Genomic DNA, 15600 nt, shown 5'->3' with positions numbered 1-15600 from the left:
AACGCCCCAGCGCCCATGATACTTCGTCTCAAGACGCGGGAAAGTCGGTCGCCGCCAGGTCTGCAAATCGCAAGTTGTCCATTGAGACCACCTTCTTCACAACGCACCACAAAAAGCCCCTCGCGCTCCACAGCCGAGGGGCTTTTTGCGTTCGGGGTGTGTTTCAGGCGTCTGATCTCATGCGGGACAGCCAATGGGCGTCCGGTGTTCGCGTGATGCAGAAATCTGGACGCACTTCATGGACTTGCCGCCGTCGTGCAAATCGTCGCTGACGATGCCGGTCCGCGATAGCGGACGGCAGAGGCTATAAGAAGCTCTGCGTCAGTTCCGGGTCCTTGCGACTGGCGGCTATGGGACGAACGCTGCAGTTGTCCGGCGGCTGACACAGCCACGATTTCGAGCGTGCAGTCGCAAGTTCACGAGGGCGCACCCCGCCGAGGTCTCACCGGCATGTGTATGTCCCGTGTGCTTTTGACACCCTCCACCCGTCTCCGAGCCCGCGCTCAGCGTTTGACTGCCCGGCCATAATAGCCGCGCATGAGGAGTGGGGTTAGAAACATCGGGATCTGGTAGCAGCCGACGAAGACCATCATGGCCTCCAAAGACGCGGGGGGCAGGGCGACGAGGAACAGGGCCAAGTTGCGGTTGCCGGCCATCAGCGCGACGGCGCCGCCGATCGCCGGATCACTGCCGGCACGGCGCATGGCGGTGTTGGCCGCGATCTGCAGCCCGAAATTCAGCGCGAAGGCGGCCGCGAGCATGCCGGCGACTTGCGGCGGATCGCGGAGCAGCATCGGCTGGATTGCGTCCATGAGGCCGAGGACAAGGGCCGCGAGCAGCAGTGCGCTGACGGCATCGAGCATGACAATCGCGTCTGATTGCGGCGCGGGGCGCCAGATCCGCCGCACGACGACTGCCAGGCCACCGGCCAGCGCGATGACGCCGAGAAGGCGCAAAGCCGGCTCCAGCGGCGAGATATCCGCGCCCGGGAACACGATCTGCAGGGGCAGCATCGAGGTGAGCGGCAACAGGATCGTGCCCCAGACCAGCAGTCGCAGGGCGGTCATGCCGTCGAGGCCGGTGAGGGCGGCGAGGCCCGCGCCGCCGGTGATCGGCGCGGCGGCCAGGGTGAGAATGACGACGCTGGCGAGGGGGCCACTTATACCGACGACGTAAAGGATCGCGGCGACGGCGAGGGGCAGCGCGAGCTGGAGGAAGAGGACCAGTGGCACGTCGCGCCGCATATGGGTAAGGGACCGCGCGATCTGGGCAGGATCCACCCGCAGGACCGAGACGAAGAGGATCGCGGCGATCAGCGGGAAGAGGCCCGCCCGCATGAGCGAGGCAAGGCCGGGAAACAGGACGCCGCCGACAAGGCCGGCCACCAGCATCCAGCGGCCATTGCGGGCGATGATCGTCAGAAGCCGTGTCATGGCGTGTCAGGCGCCTTTCTGCTCCGGCTGCCGATGCGGCGACATGCGCCTGTCACTATTCCGCCGCCTACGACGGAAAGTCTGAGCCGGCTGTTCACGCCGGGCTGGGATCCGCGGCGCCGGTCTTGTGGCGATCGCGCCGCCAGGTGGCGGCGGCGAGACAACCGCCGATGACGGCCAGGGCGGTGAGAACGCCGTAGCTGCCGATATAGCTGCCGACATGATTGTGCACCGAGGAGAACAGGGTCGGCCCCACCAGCACGCCGGCGAAGGTGACGAACATGGCGGTTCCGGTGACCGAGCCGACGGCGCGCAGGGGGCTGAGGCGCGCGACTTCGGAGAGATAGACGCCGTTCCAGCCGACGCCGGTGAGGCCGAGCAGCATGAAGGCCGCGATCACCGCGGCGAGCGGCCATTGCGGCGAGACGAAGAGGATCGTGGTCGAGACCACGGCCATCAGCGCGGCGAGGCCCGTGAGGACGGCGAGGCCGCTGTGGATGCGATCGGCGACATGGCCCCACAGCAGACGGCCGACGGCGCCCATGACCTGAACGGCGGCCAGAACCATGCCGGCTTCGACGAGGCCCATGTGCAATTCCTCCACCAGCAGCACGACCAGGAAGGCGACGAGGCAGAGTTGGATGGCGGAAAAGCAGAAGGAGGCGGCGGCCAGCATGAGCAGCGAGTGGTCGGAGCGGATGGTCGTGAGGCCGAGGCCGGCCGAGCGCAGCAGCCGGGTTGCCGGGTTCGCATGGGCATCGAGACGGGCGCGGCCGCGCTCGAGCGCCAGCATCAGCACGATGCAGGTCGCGGCCACGGCCCACAGTACGGCGCCCCAGCCGAACGCCACGGCCATCGGCGCGCCGATGAGCCCGGCCATGATGCCGCCGACCGGGACGCCGGTCTGCTTGATGGAGAAGAAGAGATTGCGCCGATGCGCCGGCGAATGGCGCTGCAGGAGATCGGAGGCGGACGGGTTGATCAGGCCGTAGGAGAGGCCGATGGCCAGCGAGCCGGCGATCATGCCGGCCAGATGGGGAATGCTGGCGAGAAGGCAGCCGGCGGCCGTCAGTGCCATTGCGGTCTGGCCGGTGCGGCAGGGGCCCCAGCGCGACACGACCGCGCCGCCGACCAGCGAGGACAGCATCGCCGCCAGATAGACCAGCCCGACCTGATAGCCGACGAAGCTCGACGGCACGCCGAGGGTCAGCGCGACGGCGGGGGCAAGGGCCGGCACGGTCAGCACCGCGGCGGTGCCGAGCGCCTGGATGATCGTGGTCTCGGCCAGCAGCCATGGCAGGCTCACGGCCTCGCCGGGCCGGTCGGAAACGGACGCGTCTGTCGTCATGGGGTGGATGCTGCCTCTGTCGAACCCGGACGCCGTCGGCGATCCGGTTGCGGGAGCCCGGCAAGACGGGCACCAAGATCATGCGACCTTACTAGTCTGGCAGGGTCCGCGACAATGGCCGGCGGGTTGCCGTGTCGGACGAAGCGGCCTTCGCGTGACCCGTGATGGATCAGCCGCGGGGCGGGACGGTTTTGTCGCAGAGCTGCGCGGCTCGATTGTTCGCAGGCACCCAGCCCCGAGCTCGATGTCGCCCCGTCGCTAGACGACGGTCTTCACGCGGTCCCAGGTCTTTTGCAGATGCCGGGCGAGGACCTCGCCGAGCCGCTCGCCGTCGCGGTTCCGCAGCGCCACGGCCATCTCTTCGTGCTCGGCGACCGCCTTGGCCCAGGCTTCCGGCCCCTGATTGCCGAGAAAGCGGATGCGTTTCAGCCGGCCCTGTATGGTGCCCTGCACGTCGATGAGCATGTTGTTGCGCGACAGCCGGGCGATGCCGGAATGGATCGCCTGGTTCATCTTGTAATAGGGCAGGCGCTCGCGCTTCTCGTAATAGCCGATCATGGCGTCGTGCACGGCCAGCAATTCGGCGAGCTCGTCGTCGGTGGCGCGTTCGCAGCACAGGCGGCCCGCCAGCTTCTCGAGCTCGGCCAGCACTTCCAGCATCGAGGCGACGTCTTCGGGCGACAGGCGCCGCACGACGCTGCCGCGCGACGGGCGGATGTCGATCAGCCCCTCGCCGGCCAGGGTGCGCAGCGCCTCGCGCAGGGGGGTGCGCGAAACGCCGAGGCTCTGGACGAGGGCTGCCTCGTTGATTCGCGAGTCCGGCGGGAGATGCCCCTCGATGATCATGTCGCGGATCCGCCCGGCGACCTGCTCGTGCAGGGTCTGCCGCTGGATCAGGGGCGCGTCCAGCGTCGCCGTCTCTGCCGCATCCATGTGGTTCACCTTCCTGCGTCGCACCGTTGTGGGGAGATTATAGCAAAAAGGGGGCTTGTGGGGGCAAAGAAAAATATCGTATGCAAAATGCGATATGCGGAACCGGTGAGGAAACAGCATGCCCCAGTCCCAAGTCCTGGCCTTTGCCATTGGTGATCCGGCCGGAATCAGCCCGGAGCTGGCCGCGCGGCTTCTCGCCGATCCCGTGGCGCAGACGGCGACCCTTCTGGTCATCGGCGACCGCCGGGTGCTCGACATGGGCGCCGGCCATGCCGGCGTCACGCTGGATCTGCCGACGGTAACGGCCGAGGAACTCGGCAGCGAACGGCCGCAGCGCAGCTGCTTCGTCGATCTGAAGAACTGCGATCCGGCGGCGATCACGCTGGGCGCTTCGAGCCCGGAGGGCGGCGCCTCGGCGCTGGCGAATTTCCGCTGCGCGTTGCTTGCGGCCAAGAACGGCTATGCCGACGCGGTGTTCTTCACGCCCTTCAACAAGCACTCGATGCGCCTGTCGGAGAGCGACTATGTCGACGAGATCGGCTTCGTGAACCGGACCATCGAGGTCACCAAGAACGGCAGCGAGTTCAACGTCCTCGACGAGGTCTGGAATGCCCGCTGCACCTCGCATATCCCGCTGTCGAAGGTCGCCGAGTCGATCACCGAGGACCGCGTCTTCGAGAGCCTGCGGCTGACCATCGAGACAATGCAGGGCGCCGGCTACGAGCGGCCGCGCATCGGCGTCGCCGCGCTCAACCCGCATGCCGGCGACGGCGGCAATTTCGGCACCGAGGACGACGCGATCATCCTGCCGGCCGTCCAGCGCGCCCAGGCCCACCAGATGGCCGTCACCGGTCCGGTGCCGTCCGACACGGTCTTCGTGCGTGCCATGAAGGGCGAGTTCGACGCCGTCCTGACCATGTTCCACGACCAGGGCCAGATCGCCATGAAGCTGATCGGCTTCGATCGCGGCGTCACGCTGATCGCCGGCTATCCGTTCCCGATCGTCACGCCGGCCCACGGGACGGCCTTCGACATCGCCGGACAGGGCATCGCCAATCTGGGCGCCGGGCAGAAGGCGATCGAACTCGGCCTGATGCTGGCGGCCCGCAAGGCTGCCGAGGGGGACGTCTTGCCGGCGCCGGAAACGCCGCTGTCGGCACTGTTCGCCAAGGGGCTGCAGGGACCCCGGGCCGCCTGAGGGGCGAATGCCCCTCCAATACATCCAAGACGGCCGCCAAGGTCGCGTCGCGCAGACACCAGCCACCACCCAACCCCAACGATCTGACGGGAGGACCCACATGATCCACTTCACGCTGAAATCGGCCGTTGCCGCCGCTGCACTTCTGGCCGCCAGCGGCTTCGCCCAGGCGCAGGAAGAAATCATCTTCGGCCTGAGCGCCGCCAACGGTTCGCTGCAGGAGCGCACCGCCAGCGAGTTCGCGCGCCGCGCCAACGAGAAGCTCGGCGACACGGCCGTGGTGAAGGTGTTCGACTCCTCGCAGCTCGGCAAGGACAAGGACATGCTCCAGAAGATCAAGCTGGGCACCATGCACATGACCCTGCCGTCTTCGACCATGCCGGAGATCGCCGCCGAATACGCGCTGTTCGACCTGCCCTTCATGGTGAAGGATCGCGATCACCTGGCGCGCATCGACGAGACGCTGTTCCGCGACGTGCTGGTTCCGGCCGCCGAGGAGCAGGGCTATCGCCCTCTCGCCATCTGGGAGAACGGCTTCCGCCAGATCACCAACAACGAGCGGCCGATCAACACCCCGGCCGATCTGGAAGGCCTGAAGATCCGCACGCCGAACTCGTCCTGGCGCGTCGAGATGTTCAAGACCTACGGCGCCAACCCGACGCCGATGTCGTTCTCGGAAGTCTTCGTCGCGCTGCAGACCGGCGTCATCGACGGCCAGGAGAACCCGCTGACCAACATCTCGGCAGGCAAGCTGAACGAGGTGCAGGAATATCTGTCGATGTCCGGCCACGTCTATTCGCCGGCCTATCCGACCGTCGGCGTCACCGCCTTCGAGAAGCTCGACCCGGAGATCCAGGAAGTCCTGAAGACCACCGCCGAGGAAGTGGCGCTGTGGGCCCGCGAGCAGGGCGCCGCCGATGACGACAAGCTGCTGAAGGAGCTCGAGGAGTCCGGCATGAAGGTCAACCAGGCCGATCGCCAGGCCTTCGTCGACGCCTCCAAGCCGCTCTATGAAAAGTTCGCCGCGGAAGTCGATGGCGGGCAGGAGATGATCGACAAGGCGATGTCGCTCGCCGACTGATCGAACGCGATCCATGACCGGCGGGGAGGGGCAACGCCTCTCCCCGCCGACGGTCCGGGCCCTGCCCACAAGAACTCTTCATCGGGGGAACCCACCCATGTCCCGGCTCGCCCGCTGGCTTGACGTCTCACTTCAGGCCGTGACGATCTTCCTGCTCGTCGTCCTCGCACTCGTGGTGCTGCTCGGCGTCGGCTACCGCTATTCCGGCAATTCGCTGATCTGGTACGACGAGGTCGCCTCGGTGCTCCTCGCCTGGATCACCTTTTCCGGCGCCGCCCTCGCGACCATGCGCAATGCGCATCTGAGCTTCAGCGGCCTGCTCTATTCCCTGCCGCCGAAAGGCCGCCTGCTGCTGTTCTCCGGCGTGGAACTGATCTTCCTGGCCACCTTCGCCGTCATCGGCTGGGCCGGCTGGGCCATTCTCGACATCTTCGGCAACGAGACGCTGATCTCGGTGCGCTTCGTGTCCCGCAGCTTCGTGCAGAGCATCCTGCCGGTGAGTGCGGGCCTGGTGATCCTGGCGCGTCTCCTGACGCTGCCCGAACGCTACGAGGACGCCAGGATCGGGCTCGATCCCGAGGAGCGTGAGATCGCCGCCGAAATCGCTCGCGCCCAGGCCGAGCTCGAAGCTTCGCGCGCTGGAGAATCCAAATGACCGAGGCGTTGATCCTTCTGTCCCTGTTCGTGATGATCGCCATCGGCCTGCCGATCGCCGTCGCGATCCTCGCCAGCGCGCTCGTTGGCGTCTACATCCTCAACGGCCATCTCGGCTTCCTGAACGCGGCATTGTCGGTGTTCGACGGCGCCACGAGCTTCCCGCTGATCGCCATTCCGCTGTTCATCCTCGCCGGTGCGCTGATGAACACCGGCGGCATCTCGCGCCGGCTGATCAATTTCGTCTCGGCGCTGATCGGCTTCATGCGCGGCGGCCTCGCCATGGTGAATGTCGGCGTGTCGCTGTTCTTCGCCGAGATCTCCGGCTCGGCCGTCGCCGACGTCGCGGCGATCGGTTCGGTGCTGATCCCGGCGATGAAGAAGAAGGGCTATTCGCCCCGCATGGCCGCGGCGGTCACCTCGTCCTCGGCATCGCTGGCGATCATCATTCCGCCGTCGATCCCGATGATCCTCTATGGCGCTCTCTCCGATACCTCGATCGTGCAGCTCTTCGTGGCCGGCATCGTGCCGGGCCTGCTCGGCGGCTTCGGCATGATGGCGCTGTGCTACTATTTCGCGGTGCGCTACGACCTGCCGCGCGAGGAGGCCTTCAGCCTGACCCGGCTCTGGAAGGCGGCGAAGGACGCCGGCTGGGCGCTGATCCTGCCGGTGATCATTCTCGGCGGCATCTTCGGCGGCTTCGTCACCGCCACCGAGGGCGCGGGCCTCGCGGTCATCGCGGCGCTGGTGATCGGCGGCTTCGTCTATCGCGAGATCGACATCCGCCTGTTCTACCATGCGCTGACCGACGGGGTGATCCAGACCGCCGTCGTGATGTTGCTGGTGGCCAGTTCCGCGGTTCTCGGCCTCTATCTGACCGAGACCGAGATGCCGCAGCGGCTGGCGGCGAGCATCACCACGCTGACGACGGACAAGTTCCTCGTCCTGATGATCATCAACGTCTTCCTGCTGTTCGTCGGCATGGTGCTGCACGGAGCCGCGGCGATCATCCTGACGGTGCCGATCTTCATGCCGCTGGTCCATCAGATCGGCATCGACCCGGTGCAGTTCGGCATCCTCCTGACACTGAACATCGCGCTCGGCCAGCAGACCCCGCCGGTCGCCAGCGTGCTGGTCACGGCCTGCTCGATCGCCCGCACCGACATCTGGCGCACGACCCGGACCAACCTGCCCTTCATCGGGATCCTGCTGGTGGTCCTGCTTCTGGTGACCTATGTGCCGGCCGTCTCGCTGTCGCTGGTGGATTTCTTCTACAAATAGCGCGGCGTCGCCCCGCACGACATGCAACGAAAAGGGCCGGTGTCACCGGCCCTTTTCGTTGTCGCAACCCTGCTGGAACACGCGCTTCCCTGCCGCTTCCGCATGGGAGCTATTCGCCAGAGGCCCTAACCGGGACGGCCGCGCCGGCATAATTCAGTGGCACAGCAATTCGCTCGGCGAGGAAGAGACATGACGATCGACGCACGCGCTCCCAAGAGCTACTCCCGCATGATCGACTATCTGCGCGGCGCCACCGGCAGCCTGCGCGAAGCACGCCGGATGCGGGCCGAGTTCCGCAACCGCTATCCGCATCTGATGGACTGAGACCGAATAGCCTGGCGCAGCCTTAGGGGCGCGCCAGTGCATTCTCGGCGAGGATGTCCGGGGTGATCGCATCGAGCGATGGCGCCCCGATCATCGCCATGTCGCGGTCGATCTCGGCCGCGAGCAGCGAGACGGCGTGCTTGACGCCGGCGTCGCCCGCCACGGCGGCTGCGAACAAGAACGGCCGCCCGACAAAGACGAAGTCCGCGCCCAGCGCGATCGCCTTCAGGACGTCGGAGCCGCGCCGCACGCCGCCGTCGAGCATGACTGCCATGTCGCCGGCCTCAGCCTTCACCGCCGGCAGCGCCGCGATCGCCGACACCGCATAGTCGAGCTGCCGGCCGCCATGGTTGGAGACGATGATGCCGTCGGCGCCCAGTTCGCGGGCCCGGCGCGCATCCTGCGGCGACAGCACGCCCTTGATCACCAGCCTGCCCTTCCAGCGCTCGCGCGCGATCGCCGCGTGGCGCCAGGAGAAGGTGCCGCGCCCGCCGAAGGAGCGCACGACGTTCTTGGAAATGATGGCCGGGCCGCGCTCGACATCGGCATTCTCGAAATGCGGCATGCCGTGGTTCATCAGGGTACGGGCCATGGTGCCCATCACCCAGCCCGGCCGCACCACACCCTGCAGGGCGAGATCGAGGCTGGGCTTCATCGGCGCGCCGAAGCGGTCGCGCCTGGAATCCTCGCGGTTGCCGGCCACGGGGACGTCGGCGGTGATGACCAGCGTGTCGTAATTGGCGGCGGTGAGGCGGTCGACCATACCGGTGACCCGCGCGTCGTCGCCGGGCAGATAGGCCTGGAACCAGCGCGCATGGCCTTCCTTCGCGACCCGCTCGAGGCTGATCAGCGAGGTGGCGCTGAGCACCGCCGGAATGCCGCATTCATGGGCGCTGCGGGTGAGAACGATGTCGCCGTCATAGGCGGTGAGGGCGCTGAGCCCCATGGGCGAGATGCCGAAGGGGTGCTGCCAGGTCTTGCCGAACAGGGTGCGGCTCTGGTCGCGGACCGCAAGGCCGGCGAGAATGCGCGGGACGAGGCGGATGTCCTCCAAGTCGCTGCGGTTCGCCTTAAAGGCGGCGCCGGTCTCGACCGAGCCGGAGATGTAGGAGAAGACACCGCGCGGCAGCCGCTTGCGCGCCGCCGGCTCGAACTCGCCAATATTGAAGATGTTGCGAAGTCTGCGCGGAAGCCGTTCCTCGCGCCGCGCCTCGGCGACGCCGGTGGGGGTGCCCGCAGCCACCCGGCCGCCGGTCTGATCCGTCATCGTGTTCTCCCTGATGGTCCGCTGTCTCGTCTCGGTCGGCCCTATCGGCTGGCGTCCAGCGGGCGGTCCGGCAGGGCCTTGCGCAGCCGCGCGAGAAGCTCATCCGACAGGACGACCCCGTCCGCGATCTGCTGACGGCGCAGGCGCAGCGCGCGTTCGCCCGGCAGACGCACGGCACTGGCGCCGTCGGGCACCTTCGCGTCCCGTGCGGCTCCGGCCATGAAGCCGGTTTGCCGCTCGAAGGCGGCGCGGCCGCCATGGTGCTCCGGATCGACGACCATCACGAAGACGGAGGCGCCCCATTGGTCGGGCGCGTCGGCCCGGCCATGGCCGGCCAGTCCCGCCGTCAGCATCTCGACGATCAGGCCGAGGGCGAAGCCCTTGTGGCCGTATTCGGTGCCGCCCAGCGGCAGCAGCGCGCCGGCGGGCTTTGCTGTCAGGAGGGCCGGATCGTTGCTGGCCGTGCCGTCGGGGCCGATCATCCAGGCGCCGGGGAGCGACCGACCTTCTTCGACGCGTTCGCCGACGAGGCTGTTGGTGGTGATCGAGGCGGAGATGTCGACCAGCACGGGATCGCTGCCCGTCGGCCAGCCTGCCGCGATGGGGTTGGGCGAATAGATGCCCTCGACGGCGCCGAAGGGCGCCACCGAGGCGGTGGCCGGCGAGGACGAGGCGATGATCGCCGCCATCCCATCGTCGGTCACCGCCTTCAGATAGGCGGCGAGGCAGGCGACGTGGTGGCTCTGGCCGATCGCCACGGTGGCGACGCCGGCGTCGCGAGCCCGCTGCGTGCATTGAGCGAGGGCCCGGCGCACCAGCACCGGGCCCGGCAGATACTTGCCGTCCCAGGCCGCGGAAGCGCCGTGGTCGCGAACGACCGAGGGTTCGCCTGCCTGGGTCATGTGCCCGGCCGCGAGCTCCCTGAGATAGCGCGGCAGGAGCGCAAGGCCGTGGGTGGAATGGCCGAGGAGATCGCCTTCGACAAGCGTCTCCGCGACGATCTCGGCGTAACCCGCGTCCAGGCCGCTGGCGACAAGGGCGTCCTGGGCGTAGCCGATCAGCGCGCGATAATCGTAGCGCCGGCTCATCCCCGGGTTTCCGGCACGCTGCCACTGGCGGGCGGAACGAGGAAGTCGAAGTCGCAGCCCTTGTCGGCCTGGGTCACCGTTTCGAGGAACAGCCGCTTGTAGCCGCGGTCGGAACCGGCGTGGACCGGGGCGACGAAGCTCTTGCGCCGTTCGGCCAGTTCGGCCTCGCTGACATCCAGCGAAATCGCGCGGTTCGGTACGTCGAGCGTGATCCGGTCGCCGGTGCGCACCAGCCCCAGCGGACCGCCCTCGGCGCTTTCCGGCGTCACGTGCAGGACGATGGTGCCGGACGCCGTACCGCTCATGCGGGCGTCGGAAATGCGCACCATGTCCTTGACGCCGGCGGCGGCGAGCTTGCGCGGGATCGGCATGTAGCCGGCCTCCGGCATGCCCGGCGCGCCCTTCGGTCCGGCATTCTGGAGAACGAGGATGTCCTCGGCGGTCACGTCGAGATCGGGGTCGTCGACCCGCTCGGCCATGTCGGCGATGGAGGAGAACACCACGGCCCGGCCGGTGTGGCTCATCAGCGCCGGGGTCGCGGCGGACTGCTTCACGATGGCGCCGCCGGGCGCCAGATTGCCGCGGACGACGGCCATGCCGCCTTCCGGGTAGAGCGGCGCCGAGACCGGCGCGACGATCGACTGTTGCCAGCCGGCGGGCGCGGCATCGATCTCCTCGCCGAGCGTGCGCCCGGTGACCGTCAGGCAGTCGAGATGCAGAAGGTCCTTCAGCTCGCGCAGGATGGTCGTCAGGCCGCCGGCGGCGTGCAGGTCCTGCATGTAGTGCTGGCCGGACGGCTTCAGGTCGACCAGCACCGGCACCTTGCGGCCGATCCGGTCGAAGGCGTCGAGATCGAGGGTCAGACCGAGGCGGCCGGCCATGGCGGCCAGATGCACGATGCCATTGGTCGAGCCGCCGGTGGCGAGCAGCACCGTCAGGGCGTTCTCGAAGGCCCTCACGGTCATGATCTTGTCGGGCGTCAGGTTGCTGGCGGCCATCTGCACGGCCAGCGCGCCGGTGGTCTCGGCGATGCGGCGACGGTCGGCCGAGACCGCCGGCGGCGTCGCGCCGCCGGGCGCCATCATGCCAAGCGCCTCGACGACGAGGGCCATGGTCGAAGCGGTGCCCATCACGCCGCAGGTGCCGGCGCCCGGCACGAGCTGCGAATTGACGTCAGAGATCTCCTCCGCATCGACCTCGCCGGCGCGGTGGCGGGCCCAGAAGCGGCGGCAATCGGTGCAGGCGCCGACCTTCTCGCCGCGATGGCTGCCGGTCAGCATCGGCCCGGTGACGAGCTGGATCGCGGGGACCTTCGCGCTGGCCGCGCCCATCAGCTGGGCCGGCACGGTCTTGTCGCAGCCGCCGATCAGGACGACCGCGTCCATCGGCTGGGCGCGGATCATCTCCTCGGTATCCATCGCCATCAGATTGCGCAGATACATCGAGGTCGGATGGGAGAAGGATTCATGGATCGAGATGGTGGGGAAGGGGACCGGCAAGGCCCCGGCCAGCATGACGCCGCGCTTCACCGCCTCGATCAGGTCCGGGACGTTGGCATGGCAGGCATTGTAGCCGCTCGCCGTGTCGACGATGCCGACGATCGGCCGATCGAGCGCATCGTCGGAATAGCCCATGCCCTTGATGAAGGCCTTGCGCAGGAACAGCGAGAAACCGGCATCGCCGTAGCTCGTCAGTCCCTTCTTCAGCCCCCGTCCGTTCTCTTCCGACATGCGATACGCTCCTTACCCTTTTACGCCTGCTGCTCTGGGTTGACCTGACAGACGATTGCCAAGATTGTCAACAATATGTTTGACACCTGCTCAGGTGTCGATAAGGTCCATCGACGCGCTTGGAGGAGTGCGTCAATCCAAAAGGGAGGATCCACCCATGAGAATGACCATTGTCGCGGCTCTCGCCGTTACCACCGCCATCGTCGCGCCCGCATTTGCACAGGACGCCAAATACTCCGCATCCGACGAGATCAACGTCATGCAGGGCTTCAAGGCCGGCGGCGGTTCCGACGCCCTGGCGCAGCTCGTCCAGCCGTTCCTCGCCGAAGAGCTCGGCGTCAATTTCGTCAACCAGTACATTCCCGGCGCGACCGGCGCGATCGCGTGGACGCAGCTCGCCAAGCAGACCAAGCCGGACGGTGCCACGGTCAGCATCACCAACACCCCGATGCTGACGACGAACTACATCATGAACCCGTCGATCACCTACACCGTCGACGAGATCACGCCGCTGGCCAACGTGGTCACCGATCCGGGCATCGCGGTCGTCGCCAAGGACAGCCCGTTCCAGACCTTCGAGGATTTCGTCAAGGCGGCGAAGGACAATCCGAGCACCGTGACCGTCGGCAATTCCGGCGTTGGCGGCGACGACTTCTTCACCTCGCTGATGTTCGAGAAGGCGGCCGGCGTACAGCTCCAGAAGGTGCCGTTCCAGGGTGACGGCCCGTCATGGACTGCCGCGATGGGCGGCAAGATCGACGCCAGCTTCACCAATGTCGGCGTCGCCTATCCGCAGGTGAAGGAGGGCAATCTGCGTGCCCTCGCCGTGTTCACCGAAGAGCGCCTGCCGGAACTGCCGGACGTGCCGACCGCCAGGGAGCTCGGCTACGATCTCGTCGCCGGTTCGTCGCGCGGCTACAGCGGCCCCGGCGGTTTCCCGGAGGAAGCCCGCACGCAGTTCGTGGAGGCGCTGCGCCGGGTGACGGAGAATCCGGAGTTCCTCGAGAAGGCCAAGGCATCGGCGATGAACATCGATTTCATCGGCGGTGACGACTACACCGCGTTCCTGAAGAAGCAGGAAGGCGAGTACCGGGAGATCTGGGCCGACATCAAGGACGAAGTCCAGGCCAAGTAGCACCCTTGGGGGCGGCGACCCGCCGCCCCCGCCACAGACTCCGTCCGGAGACCATGTCATGGGTCGAATCCTGGTTGCGCTCGCGGCCATCGCGCTCGTCTTCTTCTTCTGGAGCGAGGCCGCTGCCTATCCCCGAACAGCCGCCCGCCTGCCGAACCTTTTGGGCTGGATCGTCCTGATCCTGGCGCTCGCGGCGATCGCGCAGACGCTTCTGGCATGGCGCCGGGAGAAAGCCGCCGGCACGCTGGTGCTCATCCCGTCCTTCGCATGGCGCGACATCGCCGTCGGGGCCGGCTTCGCAGGCCTGATCGTGCTCTATGCCTGGAGCATCAACCATGTCGGCTACCTCGTCGCGACGCCGCTGTTCCTGCTGATCCCGCTGGCCGTGCTGCGGCCGATCGGATGGACCGCGACCGTTCTGACCACCCTCGTGGTGACCGGGTTCATCTGGGCCGTCTTCGTCTATTTCCTGAACCTGTCGATCCCCCTCTACCCGGCCGTCTGAGGAGACCCGTCATGCCTGAATCCTTCCTCTGGATCGGCCTGGCCAATGTGGTCGACCCGATCAATCTCCTGGCGATCTTCGCCGGTGCCCTCATCGGCATGTTCGTCGGCGCGATGCCCGGCCTCTCTGCGACGATGGCCATCGCGCTCTTGTTGCCGCTGACCTATTCGATGCGGCCCGAAACCGGGCTGGCCATGCTCGCCTCGCTGTATCTGGCGGCGATGTATGGCGGCTCCGTTGCGGCGATCCTCTTGCGCACGCCGGGCACGCCGGCGGCGGCGGCCACCGTCCTCGACGGTTATCCGATGGCGCAGAAGGGGCTTGCCGGCAAGGCGCTGGGCCTGTCGCTGACGGCATCGTTGATCGGCGGCGTCATCTCCTCGATCGTGCTTCTCACCGTCGCGCCGCTGCTCGGCCGGGTGGTGCTCAATTTCGGCCCGGTGGAGATCTTCGCGGTCGCCGTCCTCGGCATCACCATCATCGGCTCGCTGTCCCAGGGATCGGCGATCCTCGGCCTGATGTCCGGCGCGATCGGGCTTCTGATCGCCACCGTCGGCATGGACCCGACGACCGGCACCCCGCGTTTCACCTTCGGGGTGCTGGACCTGTTCGGCGGCGTCAACTTCACCGTCGCGCTGATCGGCCTGTTCTCCATTCCCCAGGCGATCCGGCTGATCGTGCAGGGCAATTCCAACCAGGACGAGCGCGTCTCCAGCGTGCGGGACCGAATGCTGCCGACCGGCGCGGAGTTCCTCAAGATGCTGCCCAACAGCATTCGTTCGGGCTTCATCGGCGTCTTCGTCGGCCTCATCCCGGGGACCGGCGGCGATACCGCCTCCTGGTTCGCCTATAACGAGGCCAAGCGGTTCTCCCGGGACAAGGCGGAGTTCGGCACCGGCTATCCGGCTGGCGTCGTGGCGCCGGAAGCGGCCAACAACGCGGTCGTCGGCGGCGCGCTGATCCCGACCATCTCGCTCGGCATTCCCGGCTCGTCCTCCACGGCGGTGCTTCTGGGCGGGTTGATGGTGCATGGCATCCTGCCCGGACCGTCGCTGATGACCGAGCATGGCGACGTCACTTACACGCTGCTCTGGGCGGTGATGTTCGCCAATATCGCGCTGTTCGTCGTCGGCCTCCTGTTCACCCGCGCCTGCATCACCGTGACCCGGATCCCCAACCGCGTCGTCGGCCCGATCATCGTCGTCCTGTCGGTGATCGGCTCCTTCGCCATCAACAATTCGGTGTTCGACGTCGGGCTGATGATCGCCTTCGGCATGGTCGGCTTCGTCTTTGACCAGTTCCGCATCCCGACGCCACCGCTGGTGATCGGACTGATCCTCGGACCGATCCTCGACACGACGCTGCAGCAATCGATGCTGATCGGGCGCAACGACTGGATGATCTTCTTGCAGAACCCGATTTCGGCGACCCTGCTGGCCGTGGCCTTCCTGTCGATCCTGCAGGCAACACCCTTCTTCGGATCGCTGGCCCGGCTGTTCCGCAAGCCGGCGGCGGCCAGGACCGTTTCCTCGGTGGAGGGGGACATTGCGGGGAGCCGCGACTGACACCATCGTCAGTTGAGCAAACCTTCCGGCGCCGCTATGCGGGGCCGTTCGATCGCAG

At 67.3% G+C, this 15600-nt stretch carries 14 protein-coding genes; 8 read left to right on the top strand and 6 right to left on the bottom strand.

The window, feature by feature from the left end; genetic code table 11:
- Positions 1-503: 503 nt before the first annotated feature.
- The 3 genes from N7I30_RS07445 to N7I30_RS07435 form a co-directional block, all read right to left on the bottom strand.
- On the bottom strand, positions 504-1433 hold the full coding sequence (locus N7I30_RS07445) for a GumC domain-containing protein (protein WP_498637818.1): 930 nt from the start codon (positions 1431-1433) through the stop codon (positions 504-506).
- Positions 1434-1527: 94 nt separating this feature from the next.
- Positions 1528-2781 (bottom strand): MFS transporter, encoded by a 1254-nt coding sequence (locus N7I30_RS07440; protein WP_498637817.1) that lies wholly within the window; start codon positions 2779-2781, stop codon positions 1528-1530.
- 258 nt (positions 2782-3039) lie between these two features.
- Positions 3040-3723, bottom strand: coding sequence for a GntR family transcriptional regulator (locus N7I30_RS07435; RefSeq protein ID WP_370196945.1), 684 nt, complete (start codon positions 3721-3723; stop codon positions 3040-3042).
- 109 nt (positions 3724-3832) lie between these two features.
- On the opposite strand from N7I30_RS07435, the gene N7I30_RS07430 reads away from it, so the two are divergent.
- From N7I30_RS07430 to N7I30_RS07410, 5 genes are all read left to right on the top strand, one after another.
- The gene (locus N7I30_RS07430; RefSeq protein ID WP_498637814.1) at positions 3833-4912 is read left to right on the top strand and encodes a 4-hydroxythreonine-4-phosphate dehydrogenase PdxA; all 1080 of its coding nucleotides are present in this window, start codon (positions 3833-3835) and stop codon (positions 4910-4912) included.
- Positions 4913-5012: 100 nt separating this feature from the next.
- Complete coding sequence (locus N7I30_RS07425) at positions 5013-5993, top strand: TRAP transporter substrate-binding protein (protein WP_024352347.1); 981 nt, start codon at positions 5013-5015, stop codon at positions 5991-5993.
- Between the two features lie 97 nt (positions 5994-6090).
- Positions 6091-6648, top strand: coding sequence for a TRAP transporter small permease (locus tag N7I30_RS07420; protein ID WP_187392004.1), 558 nt, complete (start codon positions 6091-6093; stop codon positions 6646-6648).
- Entirely contained in the window at positions 6645-7928 is a 1284-nt protein-coding gene (locus N7I30_RS07415) for a TRAP transporter large permease (protein ID WP_024352345.1), read from the top strand. The genes N7I30_RS07420 and N7I30_RS07415 overlap by 4 nt, the downstream gene beginning before the upstream one ends.
- Before the next feature lie 189 nt (positions 7929-8117).
- Positions 8118-8252 (top strand): hypothetical protein, encoded by a 135-nt coding sequence (locus N7I30_RS07410; protein ID WP_266102179.1) that lies wholly within the window; start codon positions 8118-8120, stop codon positions 8250-8252.
- A gap of 22 nt (positions 8253-8274) precedes the next feature.
- Here N7I30_RS07410 and N7I30_RS07405 read toward each other — a convergent pair whose 3' ends face one another.
- From N7I30_RS07405 to N7I30_RS07395, 3 genes are read right to left on the bottom strand one after another with little or no spacing between them, the layout of a single operon-like run.
- Complete coding sequence (locus tag N7I30_RS07405) at positions 8275-9519, bottom strand: alpha-hydroxy acid oxidase (protein WP_498637811.1); 1245 nt, start codon at positions 9517-9519, stop codon at positions 8275-8277.
- A gap of 41 nt (positions 9520-9560) precedes the next feature.
- A complete protein-coding gene (locus tag N7I30_RS07400; RefSeq protein ID WP_498637809.1) occupies positions 9561-10607 on the bottom strand; it encodes an Ldh family oxidoreductase in 1047 nt (348 codons plus the stop codon).
- Positions 10604-12337, bottom strand: a complete 1734-nt coding sequence (locus tag N7I30_RS07395) for an IlvD/Edd family dehydratase (protein WP_498637807.1) — start codon at positions 12335-12337, stop codon at positions 10604-10606. Before N7I30_RS07395 ends, N7I30_RS07400 begins: the two co-directional genes overlap by 4 nt.
- Positions 12338-12494: 157 nt before the next feature.
- On the opposite strand from N7I30_RS07395, the gene N7I30_RS07390 reads away from it, so the two are divergent.
- Genes N7I30_RS07390 through N7I30_RS07380 form a run of 3 tightly spaced genes read left to right on the top strand, consistent with a single transcriptional unit; the run spans position 12495 to position 15542 of the window.
- Positions 12495-13472 (top strand): tripartite tricarboxylate transporter substrate binding protein, encoded by a 978-nt coding sequence (locus N7I30_RS07390; RefSeq protein ID WP_228241227.1) that lies wholly within the window; start codon positions 12495-12497, stop codon positions 13470-13472.
- 58 nt (positions 13473-13530) lie between these two features.
- Positions 13531-13977 carry a tripartite tricarboxylate transporter TctB family protein gene (locus N7I30_RS07385; protein ID WP_498637805.1) on the top strand — a complete coding sequence of 149 codons (447 nt, stop codon included), beginning with the start codon at positions 13531-13533 and terminating at the stop codon, positions 13975-13977.
- An 11-nt stretch (positions 13978-13988) separates the two neighbouring features.
- The gene (locus tag N7I30_RS07380) at positions 13989-15542 is read left to right on the top strand and encodes a tripartite tricarboxylate transporter permease (protein WP_498637803.1); all 1554 of its coding nucleotides are present in this window, start codon (positions 13989-13991) and stop codon (positions 15540-15542) included.
- Positions 15543-15600: the final 58 nt, after the last annotated feature.

It is taken from the genome of Aurantimonas litoralis, assembly GCF_026153195.1.
Lineage (GTDB): Bacteria > Pseudomonadota > Alphaproteobacteria > Rhizobiales > Rhizobiaceae > Aurantimonas > Aurantimonas coralicida.
Note: the sequence above shows the minus strand (reverse complement) of the source record. Positions and strands in the feature narration are given on the sequence as shown.

Excerpts from the sequence above, each read along its gene's own strand:
- N7I30_RS07380 (WP_498637803.1), top strand. The coding sequence starts at position 13,989 with ATGCCTGAATCCTTCCTCTGGATCGGCCTGGCCAATGTGGTCGACCCG.
- N7I30_RS07410 (WP_266102179.1), top strand. The coding sequence starts at position 8,118 with ATGACGATCGACGCACGCGCTCCCAAGAGCTACTCCCGCATGATCGAC.
- N7I30_RS07390 (WP_228241227.1), top strand. The coding sequence starts at position 12,495 with ATGAGAATGACCATTGTCGCGGCTCTCGCCGTTACCACCGCCATCGTC.
- N7I30_RS07420 (WP_187392004.1), top strand. The coding sequence starts at position 6,091 with ATGTCCCGGCTCGCCCGCTGGCTTGACGTCTCACTTCAGGCCGTGACG.
- N7I30_RS07405 (WP_498637811.1), bottom strand. The coding sequence starts at position 9,519 with ATGACGGATCAGACCGGCGGCCGGGTGGCTGCGGGCACCCCCACCGGC.
- N7I30_RS07425 (WP_024352347.1), top strand. The coding sequence starts at position 5,013 with ATGATCCACTTCACGCTGAAATCGGCCGTTGCCGCCGCTGCACTTCTG.
- N7I30_RS07400 (WP_498637809.1), bottom strand. The coding sequence starts at position 10,607 with ATGAGCCGGCGCTACGATTATCGCGCGCTGATCGGCTACGCCCAGGAC.
- N7I30_RS07440 (WP_498637817.1), bottom strand. The coding sequence starts at position 2,781 with ATGACGACAGACGCGTCCGTTTCCGACCGGCCCGGCGAGGCCGTGAGC.
- N7I30_RS07385 (WP_498637805.1), top strand. The coding sequence starts at position 13,531 with ATGGGTCGAATCCTGGTTGCGCTCGCGGCCATCGCGCTCGTCTTCTTC.
- N7I30_RS07415 (WP_024352345.1), top strand. The coding sequence starts at position 6,645 with ATGACCGAGGCGTTGATCCTTCTGTCCCTGTTCGTGATGATCGCCATC.
- N7I30_RS07430 (WP_498637814.1), top strand. The coding sequence starts at position 3,833 with ATGCCCCAGTCCCAAGTCCTGGCCTTTGCCATTGGTGATCCGGCCGGA.
- N7I30_RS07395 (WP_498637807.1), bottom strand. The coding sequence starts at position 12,337 with ATGTCGGAAGAGAACGGACGGGGGCTGAAGAAGGGACTGACGAGCTAC.
- N7I30_RS07445 (WP_498637818.1), bottom strand. The coding sequence starts at position 1,433 with ATGACACGGCTTCTGACGATCATCGCCCGCAATGGCCGCTGGATGCTG.